Origin of the sequence: Citrobacter sp. Cpo090, assembly GCF_030332665.1 — a bacterium.
Classification (GTDB): Bacteria; Pseudomonadota; Gammaproteobacteria; order Enterobacterales; family Enterobacteriaceae; genus Citrobacter; species Citrobacter portucalensis.
This window is the reverse complement of sequence record NZ_JAOWHK010000038.1, coordinates 222362-236774: the sequence shown is the minus strand read 5'-3', so window position 1 is coordinate 236774 and position 14413 is coordinate 222362. Positions and strand designations below refer to the sequence as shown.

The window sequence follows — 14413 nt, the reverse complement described above, 5'->3', positions numbered from 1 at the left end:
ACAGGATTTTTTCGATGCCAAGAGCGAACGAAATTAAAAAAGGTATGGTACTTAACTACAACGGCAAGCTGCTGATTGTAAAAGATATCGATATTCAATCACCGTCCGCACGTGGTGCAGCTACGCTGTACAAAATGCGTTTTTCCGATGTTCGTACCGGTCTGAAAGTTGAAGAGCGCTTCAAAGGCGACGATATCGTGGATACGATCACCCTGAGCCGCCGCTGGGTTGATTTCTCCTACGTCGATGGCAACGAATATGTCTTTATGGATAAAGAAGACTATACCCCGTATACCTTCACCAAAGACCAGATTGAAGAAGAGTTGCTGTTCATCCCGGAAGGCGGGATGCCGGACATGCAGGTACTGACCTGGGACGGCCAACTGCTGGCGCTTGAACTGCCGCAGACCGTAGACCTGGAAATCGTTGAAACCTCACCGGGTATTAAAGGTGCTTCAGCGAGTGCGCGCAACAAGCCAGCAACCCTGAGCACCGGTCTGGTGATCCAGGTTCCAGAGTATCTGAGTGCGGGTGAAAAAATCCGTATTCATATCGAAGAACGTCGCTATATGGGCCGTGCAGATTAATCTCCTGTCGTTACAGGTGAACCAAAGATAATGACATGTTGTCTCTGGCAAAATGTTCCGTTCACTTTAGTGATATCACTTATCTGAAACAATACTGCCTGTGAACGTGTTAAGGGTACTATCGCCGTACCCTTAACAATCCCGGCTCCCGGCGGGAAAATTGCCACTTCGTGGTCCCCTCCGCTTATTTCTTCAGGCTATCGGGCCGGGCGCGAGGTAGCATCCCTGCAAAGCGCGCCCTGAGCCAGCATCCATGCTGGCTCTCCCGGCCTTACGAAAACACGTCGGCAATTTTCAGCCGGACCAGCCCACACCTGACCATCTGCATTTTTTGTTTAAACAGCAAGATAGAATTACAGCACCAGCTGTTACTTTGTCATATTCAGCGCTGGCTGCTGAGATAAAAATCATCCATCAGCAACGATTCCAGATACTGTTCATCCTCTTGCATAAAACGCACTATCAGATTAACCACCTGAGGATAAAAACCTTCGTTATCCCGCACCAGACAAGCGTCGCGAAATAACGGCGCCCAGCACAGAATATGATGATGCAAAAAGTAATATTGCGCGGAGAATTTCTCCTCTTTAGCAACCATCCTCGCCATTAATGCCAGCTGCACGGCAATGTGATCGGAGGGTTCATTATCCCGTGCCGCCAGCCCTTGCTCAACCAGCAACACATTCATTTGCCGACGTTCTTCTGCCGCTGTCGTGTGTGGATAGTGCCCGGCATAGGGAGAAACACTAGCCGGCGGGGCCAGCAGAAACAGCGAGGCAAAATCTGCTGCCAGCTCCAGCTGTCGGGAGTCGCGCCGCAGAACCCGGCCCAGGCTACGCTCAAAACGTTTAACCTCGGCAGACACTCCAGGAACCGCCGACAGTGAGGCAATCCAAGCCTGGCTATCGCCGTTTTCCAGACTGGCGAGCTGTTTTTCGTCCAGCTCACGAAATAACAGTTGCGAAAACCACTGGTAGACAGCCGCCCGCTGCTGATGAATTTGATTATGCTGCACTGGTCCCCTCCTCTTTCACAATCTGTGGACCACCGAATGCCGTCACCTGCGGGGATTTCTGCTGATAACGCTCGACCTCCACCAGTACTGTATGCGCTGAAGGCCCCTGGGCCAATTGTGAAGTACCGATATCCGCGCTTAGTACGTTCGGGTCGCCATAGGTGCATAATGTCCCGGCTTTCCCCCCTTCCTGCGGGGAGTACCACGCGCCTTCATGAATACGAATCACGCCAGGGGAAAAATCCGGACTGACAACCACGCCAGCCAGTACCTGACCACGAGCGTTAAAGACGCGGGCGATATCACCGGCTTTTAAGCCACGGGCGGTAGCATCCTGTTCGCTGATATAAAGCGGTTCTCTTCCGGCAACTGCATAGGTGTTGCGAAACGCCTCGCTCGAGCACAACTGGGAATGCAGACGTTTATCCGGGTGGCAGGATTGCAGATGCAGCGGGTATTTATCTTTTTTGCCGCTATGGGTACGCTCAAAGGGTTCCATCCACACCGGATGCCCCGGACAATCCTCATAGGCAAATCCCGCGATGGTTTTGCTGTAGATTTCAATCAGACCTGACGGCGTTCCCAGCGGATTCAGGTCTGGCTGGTCGCGAAACTCGCCGTGACGTACCCACGACTGGCCCGGCGGATATTCAATATATCCGTCACCCTGCCAGAACGTTGTGAAATCCGGTAATGAGACACCGAGCGATGCCCCCATCTTCACGCCTTCGTCATAAAGCGCCTGTATCCACTGCATTTCATCACGGTTTTCACGGTACACCGCTTCCTTGTCAAAGCGCTTACACAGCCCAGCAAACACATCAAAATCATGTCGCGCTTCATATTGCGGTTTGACGATCTGATGCAACGCCATTAGCCCTTTATTTGAATGCGTACCGAACTGCTCAATATCGTTACGTTCAAAGCGGGTGGTAACGGGCAGGACGATATCGGCAAATCGGCACGACGCGGTCCATTGGTGATCCAACACCACCACGGTTTCCAGCTTCTTCCACGCGTCGATCATGCGGTTCCTGTCCTGCTGCGCATGAAATGGATTCGCCGCGCTGTAGATCGCCATTTTGATGTCAGGCCAGGTTAACGTCTCGCCGTTAAAGGCAACCTTTTTGCCCGGCTCAAGCAGGCAGTCAACGATACGCGAAGTGGGGATATGCTCCGATGCGCCGCGAAAATCTGCGTTGTACTTTGCCTGCGGGGGATTCGTGATCCCTCCCAGTCCAGAGAGCACAGGCCCGGCGGATGTTACCGTACCGCCGCCGTTGTAGTGCCAGCCAAATCCTACCCCGCCGCCGGGCAAACCAATTTGACCGACCATGCTGGCCAGCACCACCAGCATCCACGGATACTGCTCACCATGGTGCATGCGTTGTACGCACCAACCACCCATAAACTGTGTCCGACCGTTCACCAACAGGCGGGCGAAGTCTCGGATCTGCTCTGCCGTCAACCCGCAGATTTCTGCCGCCCATTCGGCATTTTTCGGCTGTTTATCGCTCTCGCCCAGCAGGTACGGTAAAAACTGTTCAAAGCCGACGGTGTAATCGGTAATAAACGCCGTGTCGTACAGTTTTTCTTCGTACAGGGTATGCGCCAGCGCCAGCATTAACGCGACATCGGTTTGTGGCCGCAACGCCAACTGCTCGCAGCCGAGATAGTTTTGCGATTTGCTACGCACTGGATCAACGCTGATAACGCGCATCTTACCCTGCGCTACCGCCTCTTTAATCTGCTGCCAGTAGCCAAATGCATCGTGATCGGGAACCAAAAACTCGATCTGCAAGTTCTTGATCGGATCGCAGCCCCACAGCACGATGGTATTGCTGTTTTGAATCACCAGCGGGAGCGACGTCTGCTGCTCATAAACTTCCAGCGAACCAATCACATGCGGTAAAATGACCTGTGCCGCTGCCGCAGAGTAGTCGCCGACGGTTGTCACATAGCTACCATGCAGGCCAAGCCCCCGGTCCATCGCCCCGCCCGCTTTATGGTATTTGCCCACCATCTGCCAGTCGGCAAGCCCGGTAAATACGCCTGATGAGCCATAGGTTTTTTGCACCCGCTCCAGCTCTTCGTAAAACAAATCCAGCGCCTGATCCCAACTGACCCGTACAAAACGGTTATCTCCGCGCTGGCTGCGATCCGACTTCTCACGCTTGCGCAGCCAGTCCAGACGCACCATTGGGTAGCGCACCCGCGACGGGTTGTAAACCACTTCACGCACCGCATTCAGCATATCGCAGGGGTATTTGTCATGTTTGAACGGACGGGTTTCGGTCCACTCACCGTTGACCACTTTGGCTTCAAAAGCGCCATAGTGCGAACCAGATTGAATCCACTGTTCGGGATTTTCCCCCGCCGCCCACACTTTTGATATCAGCGGATTAGGTGCCAGTGCGCTGACAGCCCCCACCGCCAGCATTCCGCTGAGAAAACGGCGGCGGGACGGATTAAAGTCATGAATATCCATACATTATCCTTACTTTTTATTGGTTTCAGACACATCGCTGGCGTGGGTCTGGAGGTATTTCAACAACGTACGTTCCTCCACCGGATTAAGCCGGTAATAGGTCGACATGGCTTTCAATCCGGCGATCCAGCCATTAGCGGTATATCGGGTCGTAGGAGGAGTGCTATGACAGGCGCTACAGGTGGATTGCAGCATTTGATCTGAGTACTCCCAGATTGGCGCAAGCGTGCTGATAAAGTCCTGATCGGTGGTCCAGGCGGTGACGCTCACCTGCTGCCATTCCTGATGTGAGTCAGGATCGACCTGGGTTTGTAGCACTTTTACGTTCGCCATCAGGGGCTCATCGAGAACGGCGGAGAAAACGCGTTTCCCCATATACTGGGTGATCACCCGTCCGCGTCCTTTGCTTTCACGCCAGCCCGTGATTTCGAGCTGCACGTTACTGCCTTCTTTTTTCAGCACTTTGACCTCGGTGGCGGGAAATAACAGTGCTTTGCCTGCGGGACTTCCTTCCATTGCCGTCAGCGGTTTTTCACTTAATGAGAACAGCGTGGTCGCATCCGTTGGCGTATCTCCCTGACGCTGTAGTTGCTTATAGCGATCGCGAAAACCGCTGCTCATATCGGGTTTGTGATGGGCAATTCCTTTGTGACAATCGATACAGTTACTGTCTTTTGCTGCCGCAGCGGTCATTTGCGCCGCCGCATTTGCCGATTGCTTGCCATGATCCATTGCCTCATAGCTATGGCAGGATTTACACGCCGCTGAATTATTCGCGCTCATGCGCGCCCACTCCCGCTGGGCCAGCTCCGGGCGTTTGGCAGCAAACTTTTCAGGAGTATCGATAGAAGGAGAAATAAAGGTGTGATAGAGGTCGTTTAAGGCTTCAGTTTTACGAATAAGCGTTGGAACAACGCCCGGTGGAATATGACAATCCTTACACTCGGCCCGCACGCCAGATGCGTTGCGAAAATGCACGCTGGTTTTATATTCCTCTCCAGCCGTGCGCATCGAGTGACACGATAAACAAAATTCTGTGGTACTAGTGTAATGAACGCCTTGCCACGTTCCCCAAATAGCCAGGGCCATTGCCACCGCCCCAGCCAATACGCACCACAATGCGTTCTTTCTTATCCACGACATGCTTGCCTCCATTTTTTTAATAGCGACACGCTAAGGGATAATAAAAATCAAAAATAGAGACAGCGATGGTAAGCTATAGGAACAGCCGCTACTCCATGAGGTGTATCAAATAGTAAAAATGAGAGATTCGTAATATAGTAGCTATATATTAATAAGGAATTCCTCATGCTTAAATTAACGCTCAATAGAGAACTCCGCACTCCGCTGCAATTGCAAATTTTTCAATTTTATTTCCAGGCTATTCAGCGGGGGGATTTGCTTTGTGGCGATAAGCTTCCCTCTATTCGCGAGCAGGCTCAGGTCTTGAACGTTGCCAAAATAACGGTGGTGATGGCCTATGATAAGCTTATGGCGGCTGGGTTAATCAAGAGCCGACACGGTATTGGCTATGAAGTGATATTCACCACGCCTGTACGTATAACCCCAGCTCATGTGCCCGTTACCCAAGGTTCTCCCCCGACAAAGCCTAAAGCTGCCGGGGTCTCTACCGATGTTTACGCCGAGCCTGGACGAGAGTGCTACTGCCGGATGGGCGTCCCCGATCCCAACGCTTTTCCCTGGTCAAGCTGGCGGAAATGGAATAATGCTCCAAGCATACTTAAAGAACAATTATTTACCCGATATCATTCACCAAATGGATTATTTTCATTGCGTGAGCAATTGGTCAGATACCTTAATTTATCCCGCGGAATTAATACCCGAGCAGAGAACATCATCATTACCAACGGGATTCAGGAAGGATTATCACTGCTCAGCCAAATATTTATTATTCATCATGCTGTCAGTCAGCAAAAAAAGTGCCATATTGTGACCGAATCCCCTTGTTATTCTGGCGCATGGCATCTTTTCAATTATTACGGTGCAGACATTACGTCAATCGCCGTAGATAACCACGGGCTGCAAACAGATAATTTACCCGAGTATGAAACCCAGCTTTGTTATGTTACTCCAGCTCATCAGTATCCGATGGGAAGTGTACTTTCGCTGGAGCGCCGTCAGTCATTATTAACGTGGGCGCAACGCGTCGGCGCTTACATCATTGAAGACGATTACGATGCCGTTTTTACCTATGGGGAAAATCCCCTTCCCGCGCTGAAAGCCATGGATTATCACAACCGGGTTATCTACATGGGGACATTTTCTAAAACGCTGGGGCCAGGCGCACGGCTTGGCTATCTTATTTGCCCTGATGAACTGCTTCCGGCGGTACAGAATATGAAAGCTCTCAATAACAACGGCAGTCAGTGGTTGTTGCAGCAATTTTTAGCCGAACTGATGCAAAATCAGGTGTTTTATACGCATATCAGCAAGCTGGCCTGCAGCTATGCGACGCGCCTCGCCCTGTTACGCGATGGCCTTTCCACTCTGTTTCCCGAAGGGAAAATCGCTGGCGCAACGGCAGGTCTGCACCTCTCGTTACGCATTGCCAGACATACCGAATTCATCGCCAGGCTACAACAAAGCTGCCTGTTGGCCGGGATCCGTTTCGACACTCTGCCGGATATAGAAAATGGATCAGAAGCCGCATGGCGCAAAGAGAACAGCGATGCTGTTATGTTTTTTGGATTTGGTGGATTGCAGATACAGCAGATCAATAAAGTGCTGACAGTGCTGGAGCAGGCGATCGCGCAGCCTTGATGAATAACAGGGATCGCGCCTGTAGCGCAATCCCTGTTGTTAGACTTACAGCAGGTCGCGGAATTGCGTTTGTTTCAGCGCCAGCTCAACGCCGCGGACTTCTGCCAGGCCTTTCAGGCGACCAATCGCAGAATAGCCGGGGTTGGTTTTCTTATGCAGATCGTCAAGCATCTGGTGTCCATGGTCCGGACGCATCGGGATAGGACGCAGGTCGCCCGCCTTTTTACGCCGCTGCTCTTCGCTCAAAATGGCAGCCACCACCGATACCATGTCCACATCGCCCTGCAGGTGCGCACCTTCGTGGAAGGTTTTCGGGTTATCTTCACGACAGGTCGAGCGCAGGTGCGTGAAGTGGATACGATCGCCAAAGGTTTCGATCATTTTCACCAGATCGTTATCAGTGCGCACACCGTAAGAACCGGTGCACATGGTGAAACCGTTATTAATGCTATCGACCGTTTCTTTCAGCCACTGCATATCTTCAATAGTCGAAACGATACGCGGCAGGCCGAGGATCGGGCGCGGCGGATCGTCAGGATGCACGGCCAGACGCACGCCGACTTCTTCTGCCACTGGCACAATCGCCCGCAGGAATACCGCCATATTATCGCGCAGATCGTCCTTGCTGATGCCGTCATATTCAGCGAGACGCGCACGGAACTGATCCAGCGTATAGCCCTCTTCTGCACCAGGCAGGCCAGCAATGATATTGCGGGTCAGCTTTTCAATTTCTGCATCACTCATGGCATTGAAGTAGTCCAGCGCCTGGCGTTGTTCTTCGGCGGTATAATCCGCTTCAGCTCCCGGACGTTGCAGAATGTGAAGTTCGAAGGCCGCAAAAGCAATCTGGTCAAAACGCAGCGCTTTGGAACCATCCGGCAACTGATATTCGAGGTCAGTACGCGTCCAGTCGAGGATCGGCATGAAGTTATAGCACACCGTATCGATACCACAGGTCGCCAGATTACGGATACTCTGCTGATAATTAGCAATCCACGTTTGGTATTGACCAGAACGCGTTTTGATATCTTCGTGAACGGGGATACTTTCCACCACCGACCAGGTCAGCCCTTTTTCAGCCAGAATGGCCTGACGCTGTTGAATCTCTTCTACCGGCCACACTTCACCGTTAGGAATATGGTGCAAGGCAGTCACAACACCCGTTGCGCCAGCCTGACGCACATCATCAAGCGATACCGGATCGTTAGGTCCGTACCAACGCCAGGTTTGTTCCATTGTTTCACCTCACAAGTTGTTATACCAAATTAAATCATCTTAATGACGACTACCATACAGGCATCCGTCAACTGATCAACACATTGCCGATGATTGGTTGATCAAGCTCACATTCCCCGGATAAATGAGGCACACCAATTCAATTTGTTGTCATATAACTTTATACTGCCATTGTTAATTTATGGTTAATCAGGTGTATTAAATGAAAACTATTGCCTCAGCGCCGCTTGCGGAAAATGTCATGATGCCGCAGTACGACCGCCAACACTTAAAAACGCGGATTGTGCATTTTGGCTTCGGTGCTTTTCACCGCGCCCACCAGGCATTATTAACCGACAGGGTGCTGAATGCGCAGGGTGGAGAATGGGGTATTTGTGAGATCAGTCTGTTCAGCGGCGATCGACTGATGAGCCAACTACGTGAACAGGATCATTTATTTACCGTGCTGGAAAAAGGGGCCAACGGCAACCAACCGATTGTTATCGGCGCCGTCAACGAATGTCTCAACGCCACGCTGGATTCGCTGGCGGCCATTATTGAAAAATTCTGCGAGCCTCAGGTGGCTATTGTCTCGCTAACTATTACAGAAAAAGGCTACTGCATCGATCCGGCGACAGGCTCGTTAGACCTCAGTAATCCACGTATTGCTCACGATCTGCAAACACCGACTGAACCGCACTCTGCCCCCGGAATTATTGTTGAAGCGCTACACCGCCGACGTGAACGCGGGCTACAGCCGTTTACCGTCCTCTCTTGCGATAACATCCCGGACAATGGTCATGTGGTAAAAAACGCCGTACTGGGAATGGCAGAAAAACGCTCACCGGAGCTGGCGCATTGGATCCAGGAGCATGTCAGCTTCCCGGGTACCATGGTAGACAGGATTGTTCCTGCCGCCACCGAAGAGTCACTGGCCGAAATTGCCCGCGAGCTGGGCGTTGCCGACCCCTGCGCAATCAGTTGCGAACCGTTTATCCAGTGGGTGATTGAAGATAATTTTGTGTGTGGCCGCCCACAATGGGAAACGGCGGGCGTCCAGATGGTCGAAAATGTGTTGCCGTGGGAACAAATGAAACTGCGGATGCTGAACGGCAGTCATTCGTTTCTTGCTTATCTCGGTTATCTGGCCGGGTTCCAGCACATCAGCGACTGTATGCAGAACAGCGCATTTCGTGAAGCCGCTTACCGCCTGATGCTCAACGAACAGGCACCTACGCTGCAAATAACCGATGTTGATTTAGATCAGTATGCCCTAAGCCTGTTGGAGCGTTTTGCCAACCCAGCGTTGAAACATAAAACCTGGCAAATCGCGATGGACGGTAGCCAGAAATTACCCCAGCGCATGTTGGAAGGGATCCGCGTACATTTAGCCCGCCAAAGTGAGTGGCCACTGCTGGCGCTCGGCATCGCAGGCTGGATGCGTTATGTGAGCGGCGTGGATGATTCAGGCGCCGTTATTGATGTTCGTGACCCGTTGAGTGAAAAAATTGCCGCTCTGGTTAAACAGAGCACAGAGTCAGAACGCGTCAACGCCCTGCTTTCGCTGCGCGAGATTTTCGCCACCGATCTCGTACAGAATACGCAGTTTGTCGCGGCCATTCAGCAGGCCTGGCAACGTATTGCCCAATACGGTGCGCATCAGGCTGTCATTGAGACGTTAAAAAGTTAACGATTTCTGCCATTAAACAGGACGAAGCGCGTCTTCGTCCTCTCACCCCTTCTCTTTTTCCCCGTTTTTCGCCAGGATTGTTAAATGCCATTACGGTAATTTATGATTCTGGAGTAAATGTGACTAAAACCAATCTCATCACCGGTTTTCTCGGCAGTGGCAAAACCACCTCTATTCTTCATTTATTGGCAAACAAAGATCCTGCTGAGAAGTGGGCCGTGCTGGTTAATGAGTTTGGCGAAGTTGGCATTGATGGCGCGTTGCTGGCCGACAGCGGTGCGCTGCTAAAAGAGATTCCCGGCGGCTGTATGTGCTGTGTTAACGGTCTGCCAATGCAGGTTGGCCTCAATACGCTGCTACGTCAGGGAAAACCCGACCGCCTGCTGATTGAACCCACCGGCCTCGGACATCCCAAACAGATTCTGGATTTACTCACCGCACCGGTTTATGAGCCGTGGATCGATCTGCGCGCAACCCTCTGTATCCTTGACCCTCGCCTGTTACTGGATGAAAAAAGCATCGCCAATGACAATTTCCGCGATCAGCTGGCCGCCGCTGACATCATTGTTGCCAACAAAACCGACCGTGCCACGACGGAAAGCGAAAACGCCCTGCAAAGCTGGTGGCAACACTACGGCGGTAATCGCCAGTTAGTTCATGCCGACCATGGGCAAATTGACGGGCAGCTACTGGATTTGCCCCGACTAAACCTGGCTGAGCTTCCTGCAAGCGCGGAGCACGCCCATAGCCATGCCGACAAAAAGGGGCTGGCAGCGTTGAGCTTACCCACACAGCAGCGCTGGCGTCGTAGCCTGAACAGCGGCCAGGGCCATCAGGCCTGCGGTTGGATTTTTGACGCCGATACGGTGTTCGATACCATCGGTCTGCTGGAATGGTCGCGTCTTGCTCCTGTTGGACGCGTGAAGGGGGTAATGCGTATTAAAGAAGGACTAGTACGCATTAACCGCCAGGGAGACGACTGGCATATAGAGACACAAAACGTCGCGCCACCAGATAGTCGTATTGAACTCATCGCCGATACCGAGACCGACTGGAATGCGTTACAGAGCGCGTTGTTGAGACTTCGTTTAGACGCTAGCGCGTAAGGTTGCCTTCGTTTTTTAGCAATGGTAAACGACGATGAAAACCCGATACCCTTTGATCCTCCTGCTTAATATTGCGGGCCTGGCACTGTTTCTGTCCTGGTATATTCCAGCCGGGCATGGGTTCTGGTCTTCACTGGATACGGGCGTTTTCCGCTTCTTTAATCATAAACTGGTGGAAAGCCCGCTGTTCTTATGGGTTGTTGCTATTACCAATAACCGGGCATTTGATGGCTGCTCATTGCTGGCAATGGGCGCATTGATGCTGCACTTTTGGTTCAAAGAGACGTCGGAAGGTCGCCGACGCATTGTGGCTATCGGTTTGGTTATGCTGCTCACCGCAGTGGTATTAAATCAGCTGGGCCAGGCGCTTATTCCCGTTAAACGCGCCAGTCCGACCCTGTTGCTGGATAACATTTATCGCGTCAGCGAACTGCTGCATATTCCGACCAAAGATGCGTCGAAAGACAGTTTTCCTGGCGATCACGGCATGATGTTGCTTATTTTTTCCGCATTTATGCTGCGTTATTTCGGAAAAGTCGCAGGAATAATCGGCCTTATTATCGCTGTGGTTTTTGCCTTCCCACGCGTAATGATTGGCGCCCACTGGCTCACAGATATCGTGGTTGGTTCCATGACGGTGGTCTTGATTGGCCTTCCCTGGTGGCTAATGACGCCATTAAGCGACCGATTAGTCACTCTGTTCGTGAATTATCTACCCGGTAAAAACAAACAATTTTTAAACAAATAACGCAGAGTAATTAACATCATCAGGGATACTTCTGATTTCCTGATGATGCCTGCCAATATTTCATCATTCTGATTGTCATCCTCCTGTCATCTTATTCATGTTTAAAATGAGTGAGTTGCGTATTTTTTACCCTGATTGTTCTTAATTTAGACAATGCCGTTTATTCACTTTCTGTATCAATTTTTCTTATAAGAAATCACGTAAAATCACTCGCATTGACCGGAACGATCGGGTAATCTCGAACTCGTTTTGCCTCGCGGGATAATTATTCCCTTTCAGAATAAATTTGTGCGTTCTGCCACAGATTTGACCTTAAGGAATTGTCTCATCGTGCGATGGTAATTAGTCTCGTCACGTTTGGCATTTTTTATAACGATATTTATCGTTAAGGACTTCAAGGGAAAACAAACAAAATGGTCAAATCTCAACCGATTTTGAGATATATCTTGCGGGGCATACCCGCGATAGCAGTTGCGGTTCTGCTTTCTGCATGTAGCACAACGAACACCGCCAAGAATATGCATTCTGAGACGCATGCTGTGGGCAATGGAGATAACTCTTCACTGCAAGCCTCTCAGGATGAATTTGAAAATATGGTACGTAATATCGATGTTAAATCACGTATTATGGACCAGTATGCTGACTGGAAAGGCGTGCGTTACCGCCTTGGCGGCAGCACCAAAAAAGGTATTGATTGCTCAAGCTTCGTGCAGCGCACCTTCCGCGAGCAATTTGGTTTAGAGCTTCCGCGCTCAACCTATGAACAACAGGAAACGGGGAAATCCGTTTCGCGCACTAATCTGCGCACAGGCGATCTGGTTCTGTTCCGTGCTGGCTCTACCGGCCGTCACGTCGGTATTTATATCGGTAACAACCAGTTTGTACATGCCTCGACCAGCAGTGGCGTTATCATTTCCAGCATGAACGAGCCTTACTGGAAAAAACGTTACAACGAAGCTCGCCGGGTTCTGAGCCGCAGTTAGTTTCGTTTGGCAGCTATCCCTTGGCTATCCTGATGAGACATATTGAAAAGCACTGCTTCGGCGGTGCTTTTTTGTTTCACCCTGCGACTAAGAAAAATCTCACAACATGAGTCATTTCAGGTTATATTCATACAGAATAAGCGGTTAAATCAGGTAAAATAAGGATCTATGTTCAGACGCTCTTCTTCATCCGGTCGGAAAATCCTGCTTTCCTGTATGTTAACGGGGCTTATCGTCGCAATACTCGTGAGTACCCTGCAGTTTTTCGTCACCTGGCATAAACGAGAAGTTAAGTACGACACGCTGCTTGCCGATATACAGAATTATGTCAGTAGTTACTTTGCAGATCTCAAAACCACCACAGACGCGCTTCAACCCCTGCTGGAAAAGAACTGCCAGCAAGTCGCTGCAAAACTTACCTCCAGTGCGGCTTTTAACCTCAACGTTCGTGCTTTTTTGCTGGTAAAAGACGGTATTGCTTTTTGCTCCTCCGCAACAGGTGCAATGAACTCCCCCATTTTGTCGCTGATCCCCAAGCTGAATATCAACAAAGATGTTGATGTGGAAATACTGTCCGGGACGCCCATGATGCCGGATAAACCCGCGATAATGATTTGGCACCGCAATCACTCACTCCATAACAGCGGCGTATTTTCTTCATTGAATATCAACCTGGCGCCCTATCTGCTTTATACCGCCCGTGAAGATAATTTTAATGGTATTGCCGTTATTGCTGGCGACACGGCTATTTCAACATTTTCATCCCGAATTATGGACGTCTCAGCGCTGCCTAAAACACCATGGCGCCAGGCGACGCTTAAAGAGGTGCCGCTGAAGATTCGTTTGTATGCGCAAGAGTGGACGTACAACGACATCTGGTACGCGATTATGTTGGGATGTATGGCCGGGATTATCACCGGGGTTCTCCTCTGGTACTACATCTACAGCATCCGTTTACGCCCAGGCAAAGATATCCTCAACGCCATCAAACATAACCAGTTTTATGTGGTGTACCAGCCAGTCGTAGAGATGCAGACGCTGGAAGTGAAAGGCGTCGAGGTCCTGTTACGTTGGAATCACCCAACAACGGGCGAGATCCCACCGGATGCCTTTATTCATTACGCTGAATCACAGAAAATGATTGTCCCGCTGACTCAGCATCTCTTTAAGTTGATCGCCCAGGATGCCCCGACGCTGCAAAAGGTATTTCCCGCTGGCGCAAAATTGGGGATCAATATCGCGCCATCACATCTGCATGGCGAGACGTTTAAAGACGACATTCGGCACCTGCACGCTTCGCTTCCCGCAGACTATTTTCAGATAGTACTTGAAATCACTGAACGAGATATGCTCAATCAGCACGAGGCCACAAAGCTATTTGAATGGCTGCATTCCGCAGGTTTTGAAATTGCGATTGATGATTTTGGCACCGGTCATAGTGCGCTTATTTATCTGGAACGGTTTACCGTTGACTACCTGAAAATCGATCGCGGGTTTATTAATGCCATTGGGACGGAAACACTGACTTCTCCGGTTCTGGACGCCGTGTTGACACTTTCTAAACGTCTTAATATGCTGACGGTTGCGGAAGGGGTAGAAACTCCTGAGCAAGCCCGTTGGCTGCGCGATCGTGGGGTGCATTTTTTCCAGGGGTACTGGATTAGCCGACCATTACAGCTTGCTGATTTTGTGCGTTGGATGGCACAGCCCAATAAGCCGACGTGGTGATCGCAGTATGCGATTCATATACTCTCACTCGCCGCTACATCCCTTATCTTTCAGGCATGATGCCCGTCGGGT

General features: G+C 50.8%; 11 protein-coding genes. 7 read left to right on the top strand and 4 right to left on the bottom strand.

Going from position 1 to position 14413, the window contains the following annotated elements; genetic code table 11:
• The first annotated feature begins 14 nt into the window (after positions 1-14).
• The gene (gene yeiP / locus OGY83_RS23540) at positions 15-587 is read left to right on the top strand and encodes an elongation factor P-like protein YeiP (protein ID WP_079937648.1); all 573 of its coding nucleotides are present in this window, start codon (positions 15-17) and stop codon (positions 585-587) included.
• A gap of 382 nt (positions 588-969) precedes the next feature.
• Here the strand turns inward: yeiP and torD are convergent, their stop codons facing one another.
• The 3 genes from torD to torC are packed head-to-tail and all read right to left on the bottom strand — an operon-like array spanning position 970 to position 5233.
• Positions 970-1602 carry a molecular chaperone TorD gene (gene torD, locus OGY83_RS23535; RefSeq protein ID WP_286637017.1) on the bottom strand — a complete coding sequence of 211 codons (633 nt, stop codon included), beginning with the start codon at positions 1600-1602 and terminating at the stop codon, positions 970-972.
• Positions 1592-4090 (bottom strand): trimethylamine-N-oxide reductase TorA, encoded by a 2499-nt coding sequence (gene torA / locus OGY83_RS23530; protein WP_286637016.1) that lies wholly within the window; start codon positions 4088-4090, stop codon positions 1592-1594. Before torA ends, torD begins: the two co-directional genes overlap by 11 nt.
• A 9-nt stretch (positions 4091-4099) precedes the next feature.
• Positions 4100-5233: a pentaheme c-type cytochrome TorC gene (torC, locus tag OGY83_RS23525; RefSeq protein WP_286637015.1), complete on the bottom strand. Its 1134-nt coding sequence runs from the start codon at positions 5231-5233 to the stop codon at positions 4100-4102.
• A 165-nt stretch (positions 5234-5398) separates the two neighbouring features.
• Between torC and pdxR the strand changes: the two genes are divergently transcribed.
• Positions 5399-6871: a MocR-like pyridoxine biosynthesis transcription factor PdxR gene (pdxR, locus tag OGY83_RS23520; RefSeq protein ID WP_191214258.1), complete on the top strand. Its 1473-nt coding sequence runs from the start codon at positions 5399-5401 to the stop codon at positions 6869-6871.
• A gap of 45 nt (positions 6872-6916) precedes the next feature.
• On the opposite strand, the gene uxuA is transcribed toward pdxR, so the two are convergent.
• Entirely contained in the window at positions 6917-8107 is a 1191-nt protein-coding gene (uxuA, locus tag OGY83_RS23515) for a mannonate dehydratase (protein ID WP_286637014.1), read from the bottom strand.
• A 202-nt stretch (positions 8108-8309) separates the two neighbouring features.
• Between uxuA and OGY83_RS23510 the strand changes: the two genes are divergently transcribed.
• The 5 genes from OGY83_RS23510 to OGY83_RS23490 all read left to right on the top strand — a co-directional run bounded on the left by OGY83_RS23510 (position 8310) and on the right by OGY83_RS23490 (position 14341).
• Positions 8310-9776: a mannitol dehydrogenase family protein gene (locus tag OGY83_RS23510; protein ID WP_286637013.1), complete on the top strand. Its 1467-nt coding sequence runs from the start codon at positions 8310-8312 to the stop codon at positions 9774-9776.
• A gap of 119 nt (positions 9777-9895) precedes the next feature.
• Entirely contained in the window at positions 9896-10882 is a 987-nt protein-coding gene (locus OGY83_RS23505; RefSeq protein ID WP_191235054.1) for a CobW family GTP-binding protein, read from the top strand.
• 34 nt (positions 10883-10916) lie between these two features.
• Complete coding sequence (locus OGY83_RS23500; protein ID WP_286637012.1) at positions 10917-11630, top strand: phosphatase PAP2 family protein; 714 nt, start codon at positions 10917-10919, stop codon at positions 11628-11630.
• Positions 11631-12043: 413 nt separating this feature from the next.
• Positions 12044-12613, top strand: coding sequence for a bifunctional murein DD-endopeptidase/murein LD-carboxypeptidase (gene mepS, locus OGY83_RS23495; RefSeq protein ID WP_003834567.1), 570 nt, complete (start codon positions 12044-12046; stop codon positions 12611-12613).
• Between the two features lie 168 nt (positions 12614-12781).
• Positions 12782-14341, top strand: coding sequence for a cyclic di-GMP phosphodiesterase (locus tag OGY83_RS23490; RefSeq protein ID WP_286637011.1), 1560 nt, complete (start codon positions 12782-12784; stop codon positions 14339-14341).
• The last annotated feature ends 72 nt before the right edge of the window (positions 14342-14413 follow it).

Coding starts and splice junctions, on each gene's coding strand:
- OGY83_RS23510 (WP_286637013.1), top strand. CDS start 8,310: ATGAAAACTATTGCCTCAGCGCCGCTTGCGGAAAATGTCATGATGCCG.
- torC (WP_286637015.1), bottom strand. CDS start 5,233: ATGTCGTGGATAAGAAAGAACGCATTGTGGTGCGTATTGGCTGGGGCG.
- torA (WP_286637016.1), bottom strand. CDS start 4,090: ATGGATATTCATGACTTTAATCCGTCCCGCCGCCGTTTTCTCAGCGGA.
- pdxR (WP_191214258.1), top strand. CDS start 5,399: ATGCTTAAATTAACGCTCAATAGAGAACTCCGCACTCCGCTGCAATTG.
- OGY83_RS23490 (WP_286637011.1), top strand. CDS start 12,782: ATGTTCAGACGCTCTTCTTCATCCGGTCGGAAAATCCTGCTTTCCTGT.
- mepS (WP_003834567.1), top strand. CDS start 12,044: ATGGTCAAATCTCAACCGATTTTGAGATATATCTTGCGGGGCATACCC.
- OGY83_RS23500 (WP_286637012.1), top strand. CDS start 10,917: ATGAAAACCCGATACCCTTTGATCCTCCTGCTTAATATTGCGGGCCTG.
- yeiP (WP_079937648.1), top strand. CDS start 15: ATGCCAAGAGCGAACGAAATTAAAAAAGGTATGGTACTTAACTACAAC.
- uxuA (WP_286637014.1), bottom strand. CDS start 8,107: ATGGAACAAACCTGGCGTTGGTACGGACCTAACGATCCGGTATCGCTT.